Below are 14,601 nucleotides of genomic sequence, written 5' to 3' on the forward strand. Positions count from 1 at the left end.
GGTGCCGGCCTTGGCCGGCGAGCCCTGCATTAACGCCAGAACGGCTTGCTCAGCTCTTCGTAGCGTTGTGCTTCGCTGATACCGGCGTCAGCCAGCAGACGCGAATCCAGGCGAGCCAGTTGGTGGCGGCTGGCAATGCGGCGTTGCCACAGCATCAGGTTGGCCAGCAGGCGCAGTGGCAGCGAGGCCTTGGATTGTTCGGCGGTGTTTTCGAAAACCAGATCGGAACTGAGGGTACGTTCCATGATGTCATCCTTCCGCTTGTGGCGGCATTAGGTAGTGATTTAACTGATGCCAATGATCCTCCTCTGTCGTCCATAACAGTAGATACAGTTCACCTACATTGTGATGGGCCAGTTAACTGTTTTAAGCGACTGTTGCACTCAGAATAGGCGAAACTGTACTGGTAGGCACTGAAATGGTGCATTCTTGATCAAGAGAGGGATGACGAAGCGGAAAAAGGCGGTGAAATCACCGGTACAGTAGAACAGTTTTTGCCTGGATAAATAAATCAGTTGCCCGGCCGGTTGGCATTGCACACAACCGGCGGGTCACTGTGCAGGTCAGCTGGCGAGCATGCGCCCGGTTTCTTCCAGGTTTTCGTGCCAGGCCAGGGCTTCGCGCAGAATGTGCGGCGTGTGGCCGCCGCGTTCGCAGGCGCGGGTGAAATAGTCGTTCAGCGCGTCGCGGTAATCCGGGTGCACGCAGTTGTCGATGATCACCCGGGCACGTTCGCGTGGCGCCAGGCCGCGCAGGTCAGCCAGGCCCTGCTCGGTGACGAGGATGTCGACATCGTGCTCGGTGTGGTCGACGTGGCTGACCATTGGCACCACGCTGGAAATCGCCCCGCCCTTGGCAATCGACTTGGTGACGAAGATCGCCAGGTGCGCGTTGCGGGCGAAGTCACCCGAGCCACCGATGCCGTTCATCATCCGCGTGCCGCAGACGTGAGTGGAGTTGACGTTGCCGTACAGGTCGAACTCAAGGGCAGTGTTGATACCGATGATGCCCAGGCGGCGGACCACTTCAGGGTGGTTGGAGATTTCCTGCGGGCGCAGGACCAGCTTGTCCTTGTAGCGCTCCAGGTTGCCGAAGACGTCGGCGTTACGACGGGTCGACAGGGTGATCGAGCTGCCCGAGGCGAAGCTCAGCTTGCCGGCGTCGATCAGGTCGAAGGTCGAGTCCTGCAGTACTTCGGAGTACATGGTCAGGTCTTCGAATGGGGAATCGATCAGGCCGCACATTACCGCGTTGGCAATGCTGCCGATGCCGGCCTGCAGCGGGCCGAGCTTGTTGGTCATGCGCCCGGCGTCCACTTCCTGCTTGAGGAAGTTGATCAGGTGGTTGGCGATGCCCTGGGTTTCGTCGTCTGGCGGCAGCACGGTGGACGGCGAGTCCGACTGCTCGGTGATGACGATACCGACAATCTTGGCCGGGTCGATCGGGATCGCGGTGCTGCCGATGCGGTCATCGACTTTTACCAGCGGGATCGGCGTACGGGTCGGGCGGTAGGTCGGGATATAGATGTCGTGCAGACCTTCCAGGTTGGCGTTGTGCGCCAGGTTGATCTCGACGATCACCTGTTTGGCGAAAATCGCGAAGCTGGCCGAGTTGCCCACCGAGGTGGTCGGCACGATGTGGCCTTGCTCGGTGATGGCGACCGCTTCGATGACCGCGATGTCCGGCAGCTTGAGCTGCTGGTTGCGCAGCTGCTCGACGGTTTCCGACAGGTGTTGGTCGATGAACATGACCTTGCCGTCGTTGATGGCCTTGCGCAGGGTGCTGTCGACCTGGAACGGCATGCGACGGGCCAGTACACCGGCCTCGGTCAGCTGTTTGTCGAGGTCGTTGCCCAGGCTTGCGCCGGTCATCAGGCTGATTTTCAGGGGCGACTGCTTGGCGCGTTCGGCCAGTGCATGGGGCACGGCCTTGGCTTCACCGGCACGGGTAAAACCGCTCATGCCGACGGTCATGCCGTCCTCGATCAGGCCAGCGGCATCAGCCGCACTCATTACCTTGCTGTGCAGGGAGGACAAGCGGATACGATCACGGTACATGGATTGTTATCTCGGGCTACTAAAGCTAGATGCGCAGTCTAGTGTTTTCGCCTGGCTTCGTCCCGCGACCAAGGTCGAATGCGAAGCCCTGAAATAGAGCCTTCTGTCGGCTGGCCGGGCATGAAAAAGCCCCAGCCGGTACCGCACTGGGGCTATTTGTCACAGCGGATTGAACGGCTTATTCGACCGCTTTGACCATGTCTTCGATGACCTTCTTGGCGTCGCCGAAGACCATCATGGTCTTGTCCAGGTAGAACAGTTCGTTATCCAGGCCGGCATAGCCGCTGGCCATCGAGCGCTTGTTGACGATGATGGTCTTGGCCTTGAAGGCTTCGAGGATCGGCATGCCGGCAATCGGCGATTTCGGATCGTTCTTCGCCGCCGGGTTGACCACATCGTTGGCGCCCAGCACCAGGACCACGTCGGCCTGGCCGAACTCGGAGTTGATGTCGTCCATCTCGAACACCTGGTCGTACGGCACTTCGGCTTCGGCCAGCAGTACGTTCATGTGCCCGGGCATGCGCCCCGCTACCGGGTGGATCGCGTACTTCACGGTCACGCCGTTGTGGGTCAGTTTCTCGGTCAGCTCTTTCAGTGCGTGCTGGGCGCGCGCTACTGCCAGGCCGTAGCCAGGAACGATGATCACGGTGTCGGCGTTGCTGAGCAGGAAGGTCGCGTCATCGGCCGAACCGGATTTCACCGGACGGGCTTCCTTGGCGCCAGCCGGGCCGGCCGCTTCTGCCGCGCCGCCGAAACCGCCGAGGATCACATTGAAGAACGAGCGGTTCATCGCCTTGCACATGATGTACGAGAGGATCGCACCGGACGAACCGACCAGGGAGCCGGCGATGATCAGCATTGAGTTGTTCAGCGAGAAGCCGATACCCGCCGCAGCCCAGCCCGAGTAGCTGTTGAGCATCGACACCACCACCGGCATGTCGGCGCCGCCAATCGGGATGATGATCAGCACGCCCATGACGAACGCCAGGATCAGCATCAGGGCAAAGGCGCTGTAGCTGCCGGTGAAGGTAAACATCAGGCCCAGGCCGATGGTGGCAAGGCCGAGGATCAGGTTCAGCTTGTGCTGGCCGCTGAACTGTACCGGTGCGCCCTGGAACAGGCGAAACTTGTACTTGCCCGACAGCTTGCCGAAGGCAATGACCGAACCCGAGAAGGTGATCGCACCAATGGCGGCGCCGAGGAACAGCTCCAGGCGGTTACCACTAGGGATCGGGTCGCTGATGCTGGCAACGATGCCCAGCGATTGTGGCTCGACCACCGCGGCAACGGCGATGAACACTGCCGCCAGACCGATCATGCTGTGCATGAAGGCAACCAGCTCGGGCATCTTGGTCATTTCAACGCGCTTGGCCATGATCGAGCCGGCGGTACCGCCGACCAGCAGGCCGACGATCACGTAGCCGATGCCATCGGTAGCCAGCTCTGCGCCCAGCTTATAGATGAGGCCGATGGTGGTGATGATCGCCAGGGCCATGCCGAGCATGCCGAACAGATTGCCGCGCCGTGACGTGGTCGGGTGCGACAGGCCCTTGAGCGCCTGGATGAAGCACACCGAGGCGACAAGGTAGAGAAGTGTTACCAGGTTCATGCTCATGTTTACTTCTGCCCCTCTTGCTTCGCTGCGCCCTTGCCTGGGGCTTTCTTCTTGAACATCTCCAGCATGCGCCGGGTGACGAGGAAACCACCGAATACGTTGACCGCTGCCAGGGCCACCGCGAGGGTGCCCATGGTCTTGCCCAGCGGCGTGACGGTCAGCGCGGCGGCCAGCATGGCGCCGACGATGACGATGGCGGAGATGGCGTTGGTGACCGCCATCAGCGGTGTGTGCAGCGCCGGGGTGACGTTCCAGACCACGTGGTAACCGACATAGATCGCCAGCACGAAGATGATCAGGTTATAGACGTTGTGAGAGATCAGCATGTCTTCCATTGTCTGGCTCCTTATCCGTTCTTGCGGATGACCTGGCCGTCGCGGCACATCAGGCACGCGGCGACGATGTCGTCTTCGAGGTTGATCGTCAGCGCGCCGTCCTTGTCGAACAGCAGCTTCATGAAGTCGAGCAGGTTGCGTGCATACAGGGCCGAGGCATCAGCGCCGACCTGGGCTGGCAGGTTGGTCGGACCGACGATGGTCACGCCCTGCTCCACCACCACCTGGTCAGCGACGGTCAGCGGGCAGTTGCCACCTTGGGCCGCGGCCAGGTCAATGACCACCGAGCCAGGTTTCATCTGCGCCACGGTTTCGGCGCTGAGCAAGGTCGGTGCCTTGCGGCCGGGGATCAGTGCGGTGGTAATGACGATATCGGCCTGTTTGGCGCGCTCGTGCACCGCCAGGGCCTGGCGCTGCATCCAGCTGGCCGGCATGGGCCGCGCATAGCCGCCGACACCTTCGGCGCACTCGCGCTCTTCATCGGTCTCGTAAGGGACATCGATGAACTTGGCGCCCAGCGATTCGATCTGCTCCTTCACCGCCGGACGCACGTCCGACGCTTCGATCACCGCACCCAGGCGCTTGGCCGTGGCGATGGCCTGCAGCCCCGCGACACCGGCACCGAGGATCAGCACGCGGGCAGCCTTGACGGTCCCGGCGGCCGTCATCAGCATCGGCATGAAGCGCGGATAGTGGTGAGCGGCCAGCAACACGGCCTTGTAACCGGCAATGTTGGCTTGCGACGACAACACATCGAGGCTTTGTGCCCGCGAGGTGCGCGGCGCGGCTTCAAGGGCAAAGGCGGTAATGCCGCGCTCGGCCATCTTGGCGATGGTTTCGTTATTGAATGGATTGAGCATGCCCACCAGGACGGTGCCGCTCTTGATCTGGGCCAGTTCGCTATCGTCAGGGGCTACAACTTTCAGAACCAGCTGAGCTCCAAACGCATCGGCAGCGCTGCCAATAGTGGCGCCTGCTGCTTCATAGGCACTGTCCGGAACGCTGGCGTTGATGCCGGCGCCGCTCTGGACGGTGACCTGATGCCCCTGGCCAATCAGTTTCTTGATGGTTTCCGGGGTTGCAGCAACCCGTGTTTCGCCCGTCTGCGTTTCGAGAGGAACACCAATGTGCACGTCATTTCTCCTGCGTGATCTTTTGTTGGTAAACCAGCGCACTGCGGATGGTGCGTTGGGGCGGCCGATCAGCACGATCCCGCCGAATTCAGGCGGGGCGCGGCATTTTGCAGGTGATTCCTGAATCGCTTCAACCAGTTTTGAAGGGTGACGGCAATCAAACTACAAGTCACCCTGTGACCGAATGTCGCAAGAACAGGCCTGGAGCCCGCCAAACGCGGGCTTCAGGGAGATTACGGTAAAAATTGAAAATTTTCCGCCGAATTTGCTGAATGCCTGGCGCAAAGCGCGATTTATGCTGTGAAAGCCGCATAAACAGAAGGGTTAAGGGCTTTCGCGGGGCTGTCTGAAACAGTTGGTGAAAATGCGACATTTCCTTATATCTGTAGGGTTTCAATTTAATTGACTACGGGGTCAGGTTATAACTGTCATCCTTATGGGCTGCAGCGTAGCGGCTCGCCTCCCCTACCAACCAGTCGCGGAAGGCCCGCAGCGAAGCGGATTCCACCTTGCGCTCGGGGATCATCAGGTAGTAAGCCTTGATGCTCGACAGCGCGTGCGGACTGGCCACTACCAGGCGCCCCTCTGCCAGTTCGCGCTGGATCAGGAAGGGTGGAATCAGCGCCACGCCCATCTCGTGCATGGCAGCCTGTGCCAACATCGAGAATAGCTCATAGCGCGGGCCGGTCATGTCGCGGGCGACGCTCATTTCCAGGCTGTTGAACCACTGGCGCCAGGCGTAGGGCCGGGTGGTCTGCTGCAGCAGTGGCAGTTGGGCGATCTGCTCGGGTGTGAGTTGCTGGTTGTCAGCCAGCAGCGCCGGGCTGCACACCGGCACCGGATTTTCGCCCATCAGCCGATGGGACTCGGTGCCCGGCCAGTCGGCGTCACCGAAGTAGATCGCCGCGTCAAAGCTGGTATCGGCAAACAGGAACGGCCGGGTGCGGTTGGTCAGGTTGACCGTGACCTCGGGGTGGCGCTGCTGGAAGTCCTTCAGCCGCGGTAGCAGCCATTGGGTGCCGAAGGTTGGTACCACTGCCAGCTCGATGACGTTGGCGCCCTGCTGGCCCATCACCGACAAGGTGTCGCGCTCCACCGCATCGAGCTGGGTGGCGACCCGGCGGCTATAGGAAAGCCCGGCTTCGGTGAGCTTCACCCCGCGGCGGGAGCGGCGAAACAGTTCGACATTAAGAAACTCCTCCAGCCCGGCGATTTGCCGACATACGGCGCCCTGGGTCAGGGATAGCTCCTGGGAAGCCTTGGTAAAGCTCTCGTGGCGGGCGGCTGCCTCGAAGCAGACCAGGGCCGCGGTACTGGGGATCTTGCGCCGCATGTACATCAACCTCACTAATAAGGCGTAAAGATGGCCTTTGTGACCATTACGAAGTGAGAAATTATCACAAGAGCATGCGCAATCCTCGTTTGTCTCGTCGCCTGAACGGGCCTAGGATCAATGCACAACAACTCTGGTCCCATTTCTCGAGGATTCGCTCATGGCCGGTAAAGCAAGCTTCAACTGGATCGACCCGCTGTTGCTCGACCAACAGCTCACTGAAGAAGAGCGCATGGTGCGTGACAGCGCTTATCAGTTCGCCCAGGACAAGCTGGCCCCGCGCGTGCTGGAAGCGTTCCGTCACGAGCAGACCGACCCTGCGATCTTCCGCGAGATGGGCGAAGTCGGCCTGCTTGGCGCAACCATCCCCGAGCAATACGGCGGCAGCGGCCTGAACTACGTGTGCTACGGCCTGATTGCCCGGGAAGTGGAGCGTATCGATTCCGGCTACCGCTCAATGATGAGCGTGCAGTCCTCCCTGGTCATGGTGCCGATCAACGAATTCGGTACCGAGGCGCAGAAGCAGAAGTATCTGCCCAAGCTCGCCAGCGGCGAGTGGATCGGCTGCTTCGGCCTGACCGAACCCGACCACGGCTCCGATCCGGGCTCGATGATCACCCGCGCCAAGAAGGTCGACGGCGGCTATCGCCTGAGCGGCAGCAAGATGTGGATCACCAACAGCCCGATTGCCGACGTGTTCGTGGTCTGGGCCAAGGATGATGCTGGCGACATCCGCGGCTTCGTCCTGGAAAAGGGCTGGCAGGGCCTGAGTGCCCCGGCGATTCACGGCAAGGTCGGCCTGCGCGCTTCGATCACCGGCGAAATCGTCATGGACAACGTGTTCGTGCCCGAAGAGAACATCTTCCCGGATGTGCGCGGCCTGAAAGGTCCGTTCACCTGTCTGAACTCCGCGCGCTATGGCATTTCCTGGGGTGCCCTGGGCGCCGCCGAGGCCTGCTGGCACACCGCGCGCCAATACACCCTGGACCGCAAGCAGTTCGGTCGCCCGCTGGCAGCCAACCAGCTGATCCAGAAGAAGCTGGCCGACATGCAGACCGAAATCACCCTGGCCCTGCAAGGCTGCCTGCGCCTGGGCCGGATGAAGGATGAGGGCACCGCTGCGGTCGAAATCACCTCGATCATGAAACGCAACTCCTGCGGCAAGGCCCTGGACATCGCCCGGATGGCCCGCGACATGCTGGGCGGCAACGGTATCTCCGACGAGTTCGGTGTGGCCCGTCACCTGGTCAACCTCGAGGTGGTCAACACCTATGAGGGCACCCACGACGTGCACGCGCTGATCCTCGGTCGCGCGCAGACCGGCATCCAGTCCTTCTATTAATAAGGAGCCAGCCATGGGTGCGCTATCTCATCTGCGGGTGCTGGATCTGTCGCGAGTGCTGGCCGGGCCCTGGTCCGGGCAGATACTTGCTGACCTGGGCGCCGAAGTGATCAAGGTCGAGCGCCCGGGCAACGGCGATGACACGCGCGCCTGGGGGCCGCCCTTCCTTAAGGATGCCTGCGGCGAGAACACCAGCGAGGCGGCCTACTATCTGGCGGCCAACCGCAACAAGCGCTCGCTGACCATCGACTTCACCCAGCCCGAGGGCCAGCGCCTGGTGCGCGAGCTGGCAGCCAAGTCGGATGTGCTGATCGAGAACTTCAAGGTGGGTGGGCTGGCTGCCTATGGGCTGGATTACGAGAGCCTGAAGGCGATCAACCCGCGCCTGGTGTATTGCTCGGTCACCGGCTTCGGCCAGACCGGGCCCTACGCCAAGCGTGCCGGCTACGACTTCATGATCCAGGGCCTGGGTGGCTTGATGAGCCTGACCGGGCGGCCAGAGGGTGAAGAAGGTGCCGGTCCGGTAAAGGTCGGTGTCGCATTGACCGACATCCTCACCGGGCTGTACTCGACCGTGGCGATCCTGGCCGCCCTCGCCCATCGTGACCGCGATGGTGGCGGCCAGCATGTCGATATGGCGCTGCTGGACGTGCAGGTTGCCTGCCTGGCCAACCAGGCCATGAACTACCTCACCACCGGCACGCCGCCTCGGCGTCTGGGGAATGCCCATCCCAACATCGTGCCTTACCAGGACTTCCCTACTGCTGACGGCGATTTCATCCTCACCGTGGGCAACGACGGGCAGTTCCGCAAGTTCGCCGAGGTTGCTGGCCAGCCGCAGTGGGCGGACGATCCACGCTTTGCTACTAATAAGCAGCGGGTTGCCAATCGTGCCGAGCTGATTCCACTGATCCGCCAGGCCACGGTGTTCAAGACCACCGCTGAGTGGGTCGCGCAACTGGAGCAGGCGGGTGTGCCGTGCGGGCCTATCAATGACCTGGCGCAGATGTTTGCCGACCCTCAGGTCAAGGCGCGGGGCCTGGCGATCGAGATGCCGCACCCGCTTGCCGGGCAGGTGCCGCAGGTGGCCAGCCCGATTCGATTGTCCGAGACGCCGGTGGAGTACCGGCATGCACCGCCGTTGCTGGGGGAGCATACCGAGCAGATCCTCGGCGAAGTGCTGGGCCTGGCGGCATCGGAGATCGAGCGTCTGCGGGAGGCCAAGGTGGTCTAAAGCTTCAAGCTATAAGCTGCAAGCTACAAGTTGAGCGCGGTGCCTCTGCTTTTACTTGCAGCTTGAAGCTTGCTACTTATAGCCAAAACGCCCCTTCTGAAACAAAGTTGAAATAAGTCCTTGACGCCCCTGCGGATCTGTCTATAATTCGCCCCACTTCCGGCGCAGTCGGAACTGAAAACTCCTTGAGTTTCAAAGAGTTAGCGGTTCCAGGGTCATCCGGAAGGGCTTCGATCGAAAGATCGACAGCGGTGAAAAAGGCAGTTGACAGCGGTTTGAAACGCTGTAGAATTCGCCTCCCGCTGACGAGAGATCGCGGCGAGTCAAGTGGTTGAAGTTGAAAGAGAAATTCTGAAAAACTTCAAAATAAACGCTTGACAGGCTCTGAGGAAAGCGTAGAATTCGCGCCTCGGTTGAGACGAAAAGATCTTAACCAACCGCTCTTTAACAACTGAATCAAGCAATTCGTGTGGGTGCTTGTGAGCTCAGGCTGATAGTCAAAAAGATTATCAGCATCACAAGTGGCTACACGAAAATCGAAAGATTTGAAGGTAAGTCATTTGAGATTGCTGAGCCAAGTTTAGGGTTTTCTCAAAACCCAAGCAGTATTGAACTGAAGAGTTTGATCATGGCTCAGATTGAACGCTGGCGGCAGGCCTAACACATGCAAGTCGAGCGGATGAGAAGAGCTTGCTCTTCGATTCAGCGGCGGACGGGTGAGTAATACCTAGGAATCTGCCTGGTAGTGGGGGACAACGTTTCGAAAGGAACGCTAATACCGCATACGTCCTACGGGAGAAAGCAGGGGACCTTCGGGCCTTGCGCTATCAGATGAGCCTAGGTCGGATTAGCTAGTTGGTGAGGTAATGGCTCACCAAGGCGACGATCCGTAACTGGTCTGAGAGGATGATCAGTCACACTGGAACTGAGACACGGTCCAGACTCCTACGGGAGGCAGCAGTGGGGAATATTGGACAATGGGCGAAAGCCTGATCCAGCCATGCCGCGTGTGTGAAGAAGGTCTTCGGATTGTAAAGCACTTTAAGTTGGGAGGAAGGGTACTTACCTAATACGTGAGTATTTTGACGTTACCGACAGAATAAGCACCGGCTAACTCTGTGCCAGCAGCCGCGGTAATACAGAGGGTGCAAGCGTTAATCGGAATTACTGGGCGTAAAGCGCGCGTAGGTGGTTCGTTAAGTTGGATGTGAAATCCCCGGGCTCAACCTGGGAACTGCATCCAAAACTGGCGAGCTAGAGTAGGGCAGAGGGTGGTGGAATTTCCTGTGTAGCGGTGAAATGCGTAGATATAGGAAGGAACACCAGTGGCGAAGGCGACCACCTGGGCTCATACTGACACTGAGGTGCGAAAGCGTGGGGAGCAAACAGGATTAGATACCCTGGTAGTCCACGCCGTAAACGATGTCAACTAGCCGTTGGAATCCTTGAGATTTTAGTGGCGCAGCTAACGCATTAAGTTGACCGCCTGGGGAGTACGGCCGCAAGGTTAAAACTCAAATGAATTGACGGGGGCCCGCACAAGCGGTGGAGCATGTGGTTTAATTCGAAGCAACGCGAAGAACCTTACCAGGCCTTGACATGCAGAGAACTTTCCAGAGATGGATTGGTGCCTTCGGGAACTCTGACACAGGTGCTGCATGGCTGTCGTCAGCTCGTGTCGTGAGATGTTGGGTTAAGTCCCGTAACGAGCGCAACCCTTGTCCTTAGTTACCAGCACGTTATGGTGGGCACTCTAAGGAGACTGCCGGTGACAAACCGGAGGAAGGTGGGGATGACGTCAAGTCATCATGGCCCTTACGGCCTGGGCTACACACGTGCTACAATGGTCGGTACAGAGGGTTGCCAAGCCGCGAGGTGGAGCTAATCTCACAAAACCGATCGTAGTCCGGATCGCAGTCTGCAACTCGACTGCGTGAAGTCGGAATCGCTAGTAATCGCGAATCAGAATGTCGCGGTGAATACGTTCCCGGGCCTTGTACACACCGCCCGTCACACCATGGGAGTGGGTTGCACCAGAAGTAGCTAGTCTAACCTTCGGGAGGACGGTTACCACGGTGTGATTCATGACTGGGGTGAAGTCGTAACAAGGTAGCCGTAGGGGAACCTGCGGCTGGATCACCTCCTTAATCGACAGACATCAGCTGTCTTATAAGCTCCCACACGAATTGCTTGATTCATTGAAGAAGACGATATCGGTAACAGCTCTTAACTGGGTCTGTAGCTCAGTTGGTTAGAGCGCACCCCTGATAAGGGTGAGGTCGGCAGTTCGAATCTGCCCAGACCCACCAGTTTCTTGTTGGGGCCATAGCTCAGCTGGGAGAGCGCCTGCCTTGCACGCAGGAGGTCAGCGGTTCGATCCCGCTTGGCTCCACCACCTTACGTCAAAGCTTAGAAATGAATATTCGCATCGAATATTGATTTCTGAACTTTTTCAGAATCGTTCTTTAAAAATTTGGGTATGTGATAGAAAGATAGACTGGACAGCACTTTCACTGGTGTGTGTTCAGGCTAAGGTAAAATTTGTGAGTGATTACAAATTTTCGGCGAATGTTGTCTTCACAGTATAACCAGATTGCTTGGGGTTATATGGTCAAGTGAAGAAGCGCATACGGTGGATGCCTTGGCAGTCAGAGGCGATGAAAGACGTGGTAGCCTGCGATAAGCTTCGGGGAGTCGGCAAACAGACTTTGATCCGGAGATCTCTGAATGGGGGAACCCACTCAGCATAAGCTGAGTATCTTGTACTGAATACATAGGTGCAAGAGGCGAACCAGGGGAACTGAAACATCTAAGTACCCTGAGGAAAAGAAATCAACCGAGATTCCCTTAGTAGTGGCGAGCGAACGGGGACTAGCCCTTAAGTGGCTTTGAGATTAGCGGAACGCTCTGGAAAGTGCGGCCATAGTGGGTGATAGCCCTGTACGCGAAAATCTCTTAGTCATGAAATCGAGTAGGACGGAGCACGAGAAACTTTGTCTGAATATGGGGGGACCATCCTCCAAGGCTAAATACTACTGACTGACCGATAGTGAACCAGTACCGTGAGGGAAAGGCGAAAAGAACCCCGGAGAGGGGAGTGAAATAGAACCTGAAACCGTATGCGTACAAGCAGTGGGAGCCTACTTGTTAGGTGACTGCGTACCTTTTGTATAATGGGTCAGCGACTTATATTCAGTGGCGAGCTTAACCGAATAGGGGAGGCGTAGCGAAAGCGAGTCTTAATAGGGCGTTTAGTCGCTGGGTATAGACCCGAAACCGGGCGATCTATCCATGGGCAGGTTGAAGGTTAGGTAACACTGACTGGAGGACCGAACCGACTACCGTTGAAAAGTTAGCGGATGACCTGTGGATCGGAGTGAAAGGCTAATCAAGCTCGGAGATAGCTGGTTCTCCTCGAAAGCTATTTAGGTAGCGCCTCATGTATCACTGTAGGGGGTAGAGCACTGTTTCGGCTAGGGGGTCATCCCGACTTACCAAACCGATGCAAACTCCGAATACCTACAAGTGCCGAGCATGGGAGACACACGGCGGGTGCTAACGTCCGTCGTGAAAAGGGAAACAACCCAGACCGTCAGCTAAGGTCCCAAAGTTATGGTTAAGTGGGAAACGATGTGGGAAGGCTTAGACAGCTAGGAGGTTGGCTTAGAAGCAGCCACCCTTTAAAGAAAGCGTAATAGCTCACTAGTCGAGTCGGCCTGCGCGGAAGATGTAACGGGGCTCAAACCATACACCGAAGCTACGGGTATCACTTAGGTGATGCGGTAGAGGAGCGTTCTGTAAGCCTGTGAAGGTGAGTTGAGAAGCTTGCTGGAGGTATCAGAAGTGCGAATGCTGACATGAGTAACGACAATGGGAGTGAAAAACTCCCACGCCGAAAGACCAAGGTTTCCTGCGCAACGTTAATCGACGCAGGGTTAGTCGGTCCCTAAGGCGAGGCTGAAAAGCGTAGTCGATGGAAAACAGGTTAATATTCCTGTACTTCTAGTTATTGCGATGGAGGGACGGAGAAGGCTAGGCCAGCTTGGCGTTGGTTGTCCAAGTTTAAGGTGGTAGGCTGAGATCTTAGGTAAATCCGGGATCTTAAGGCCGAGAGCTGATGACGAGTTGCCTTTAGGCGACGAAGTGGTTGATGCCATGCTTCCAAGAAAAGCTTCTAAGCTTCAGATAACTAGGAACCGTACCCCAAACCGACACAGGTGGTTGGGTAGAGAATACCAAGGCGCTTGAGAGAACTCGGGTGAAGGAACTAGGCAAAATGGCACCGTAACTTCGGGAGAAGGTGCGCCGGTGAGGGTGAAGGACTTGCTCCGTAAGCCCATGCCGGTCGAAGATACCAGGCCGCTGCGACTGTTTATTAAAAACACAGCACTCTGCAAACACGAAAGTGGACGTATAGGGTGTGACGCCTGCCCGGTGCCGGAAGGTTAATTGATGGGGTTAGCTAACGCGAAGCTCTTGATCGAAGCCCCGGTAAACGGCGGCCGTAACTATAACGGTCCTAAGGTAGCGAAATTCCTTGTCGGGTAAGTTCCGACCTGCACGAATGGCGTAACGATGGCGGCGCTGTCTCCACCCGAGACTCAGTGAAATTGAAATCGCTGTGAAGATGCAGTGTATCCGCGGCTAGACGGAAAGACCCCGTGAACCTTTACTATAGCTTTGCACTGGACTTTGAATTTGCTTGTGTAGGATAGGTGGGAGGCTTTGAAGCGTGGACGCCAGTTCGCGTGGAGCCATCCTTGAAATACCACCCTGGCAACTTTGAGGTTCTAACTCAGGTCCGTTATCCGGATCGAGGACAGTGTATGGTGGGTAGTTTGACTGGGGCGGTCTCCTCCTAAAGAGTAACGGAGGAGTACGAAGGTGCGCTCAGACCGGTCGGAAATCGGTCGTAGAGTATAAAGGCAAAAGCGCGCTTGACTGCGAGACAGACACGTCGAGCAGGTACGAAAGTAGGTCTTAGTGATCCGGTGGTTCTGTATGGAAGGGCCATCGCTCAACGGATAAAAGGTACTCCGGGGATAACAGGCTGATACCGCCCAAGAGTTCATATCGACGGCGGTGTTTGGCACCTCGATGTCGGCTCATCACATCCTGGGGCTGAAGCCGGTCCCAAGGGTATGGCTGTTCGCCATTTAAAGTGGTACGCGAGCTGGGTTTAGAACGTCGTGAGACAGTTCGGTCCCTATCTGCCGTGGACGTTTGAGATTTGAGAGGGGCTGCTCCTAGTACGAGAGGACCGGAGTGGACGAACCTCTGGTGTTCCGGTTGTCACGCCAGTGGCATTGCCGGGTAGCTATGTTCGGAAGAGATAACCGCTGAAAGCATCTAAGCGGGAAACTTGCCTCAAGATGAGATCTCACTGGAGCCTTGAGCTCCCTGAAGGGCCGTCGAAGACTACGACGTTGATAGGTTGGGTGTGTAAGCGCTGTGAGGCGTTGAGCTAACCAATACTAATTGCCCGTGAGGCTTGACCATATAACACCCAAGCAATTTGCGTCGAATGACCAGATTGCGGTGTTGTGAAGACT

8 protein-coding genes, 2 tRNA genes and 2 rRNA genes are annotated in these 14,601 nt (G+C 57.8%); 6 read left to right on the forward strand and 6 right to left on the reverse strand.

Annotated features, from left to right (window positions below):
* Positions 1-29: 29 nt before the first annotated feature.
* The 6 genes from KHO53_RS11105 to KHO53_RS11130 form a co-directional block, all read right to left on the reverse strand.
* Positions 30-245 (reverse strand): DUF1127 domain-containing protein, encoded by a 216-nt coding sequence (locus KHO53_RS11105; protein ID WP_010222590.1) that lies wholly within the window; start codon positions 243-245, stop codon positions 30-32.
* A gap of 318 nt (positions 246-563) precedes the next feature.
* Complete coding sequence (gene scpC / locus KHO53_RS11110; protein WP_010222588.1) at positions 564-2,057, reverse strand: succinyl-CoA:acetate CoA-transferase ScpC; 1,494 nt, start codon at positions 2,055-2,057, stop codon at positions 564-566.
* Positions 2,058-2,235: 178 nt separating this feature from the next.
* A complete protein-coding gene (locus KHO53_RS11115) occupies positions 2,236-3,672 on the reverse strand; it encodes an NAD(P)(+) transhydrogenase (Re/Si-specific) subunit beta (RefSeq protein ID WP_010222587.1) in 1,437 nt (478 codons plus the stop codon).
* Between the two features lie 2 nt (positions 3,673-3,674).
* A complete protein-coding gene (locus KHO53_RS11120) occupies positions 3,675-4,007 on the reverse strand; it encodes an NAD(P) transhydrogenase subunit alpha part 2 (RefSeq protein WP_010222585.1) in 333 nt (110 codons plus the stop codon).
* Positions 4,008-4,018: 11 nt separating this feature from the next.
* Complete coding sequence (locus tag KHO53_RS11125; RefSeq protein ID WP_010222584.1) at positions 4,019-5,140, reverse strand: Re/Si-specific NAD(P)(+) transhydrogenase subunit alpha; 1,122 nt, start codon at positions 5,138-5,140, stop codon at positions 4,019-4,021.
* Between the two features lie 406 nt (positions 5,141-5,546).
* On the reverse strand, positions 5,547-6,473 hold the full coding sequence (locus KHO53_RS11130) for a LysR family transcriptional regulator (protein ID WP_010222583.1): 927 nt from the start codon (positions 6,471-6,473) through the stop codon (positions 5,547-5,549).
* Positions 6,474-6,633: 160 nt separating this feature from the next.
* Here KHO53_RS11130 and KHO53_RS11135 point away from each other — a divergent pair, with 160 nt between their 5' ends.
* From KHO53_RS11135 to KHO53_RS11160, 6 genes are all read left to right on the forward strand, one after another.
* Positions 6,634-7,815 (forward strand): acyl-CoA dehydrogenase, encoded by a 1,182-nt coding sequence (locus KHO53_RS11135; RefSeq protein WP_010222582.1) that lies wholly within the window; start codon positions 6,634-6,636, stop codon positions 7,813-7,815.
* Between the two features lie 13 nt (positions 7,816-7,828).
* Complete coding sequence (locus tag KHO53_RS11140; protein WP_213570294.1) at positions 7,829-9,049, forward strand: CaiB/BaiF CoA transferase family protein; 1,221 nt, start codon at positions 7,829-7,831, stop codon at positions 9,047-9,049.
* 610 nt (positions 9,050-9,659) lie between these two features.
* A 16S ribosomal RNA gene (locus tag KHO53_RS11145) occupies positions 9,660-11,196 on the forward strand.
* 85 nt (positions 11,197-11,281) lie between these two features.
* Positions 11,282-11,358 (forward strand) — tRNA-Ile (locus KHO53_RS11150).
* Between the two features lie 10 nt (positions 11,359-11,368).
* Positions 11,369-11,444: transfer RNA gene (locus tag KHO53_RS11155), tRNA-Ala, on the forward strand.
* A gap of 214 nt (positions 11,445-11,658) precedes the next feature.
* Positions 11,659-14,548: ribosomal RNA gene (locus KHO53_RS11160) — 23S ribosomal RNA — on the forward strand.
* The 16S and 23S rRNA genes sit together here with 2 tRNA genes alongside, the layout of an rRNA operon.
* The last annotated feature ends 53 nt before the right edge of the window (positions 14,549-14,601 follow it).

The organism is Pseudomonas sp. RC2C2 (assembly GCF_018390435.1).
GTDB classification, from domain to species: domain Bacteria; phylum Pseudomonadota; class Gammaproteobacteria; order Pseudomonadales; family Pseudomonadaceae; genus Aquipseudomonas; species Aquipseudomonas donghuensis.

Bases quoted from the DNA above. Each gene is read 5' to 3' on its own strand.
- KHO53_RS11105 (WP_010222590.1), bottom strand. From the start codon at position 245: ATGGAACGTACCCTCAGTTCCGATCTGGTTTTCGAAAACACCGCCGAA.
- scpC (WP_010222588.1), bottom strand. From the start codon at position 2,057: ATGTACCGTGATCGTATCCGCTTGTCCTCCCTGCACAGCAAGGTAATG.
- KHO53_RS11115 (WP_010222587.1), bottom strand. From the start codon at position 3,672: ATGAGCATGAACCTGGTAACACTTCTCTACCTTGTCGCCTCGGTGTGC.
- KHO53_RS11120 (WP_010222585.1), bottom strand. From the start codon at position 4,007: ATGGAAGACATGCTGATCTCTCACAACGTCTATAACCTGATCATCTTC.
- KHO53_RS11130 (WP_010222583.1), bottom strand. From the start codon at position 6,473: ATGCGGCGCAAGATCCCCAGTACCGCGGCCCTGGTCTGCTTCGAGGCA.
- KHO53_RS11135 (WP_010222582.1), top strand. From the start codon at position 6,634: ATGGCCGGTAAAGCAAGCTTCAACTGGATCGACCCGCTGTTGCTCGAC.
- KHO53_RS11140 (WP_213570294.1), top strand. From the start codon at position 7,829: ATGGGTGCGCTATCTCATCTGCGGGTGCTGGATCTGTCGCGAGTGCTG.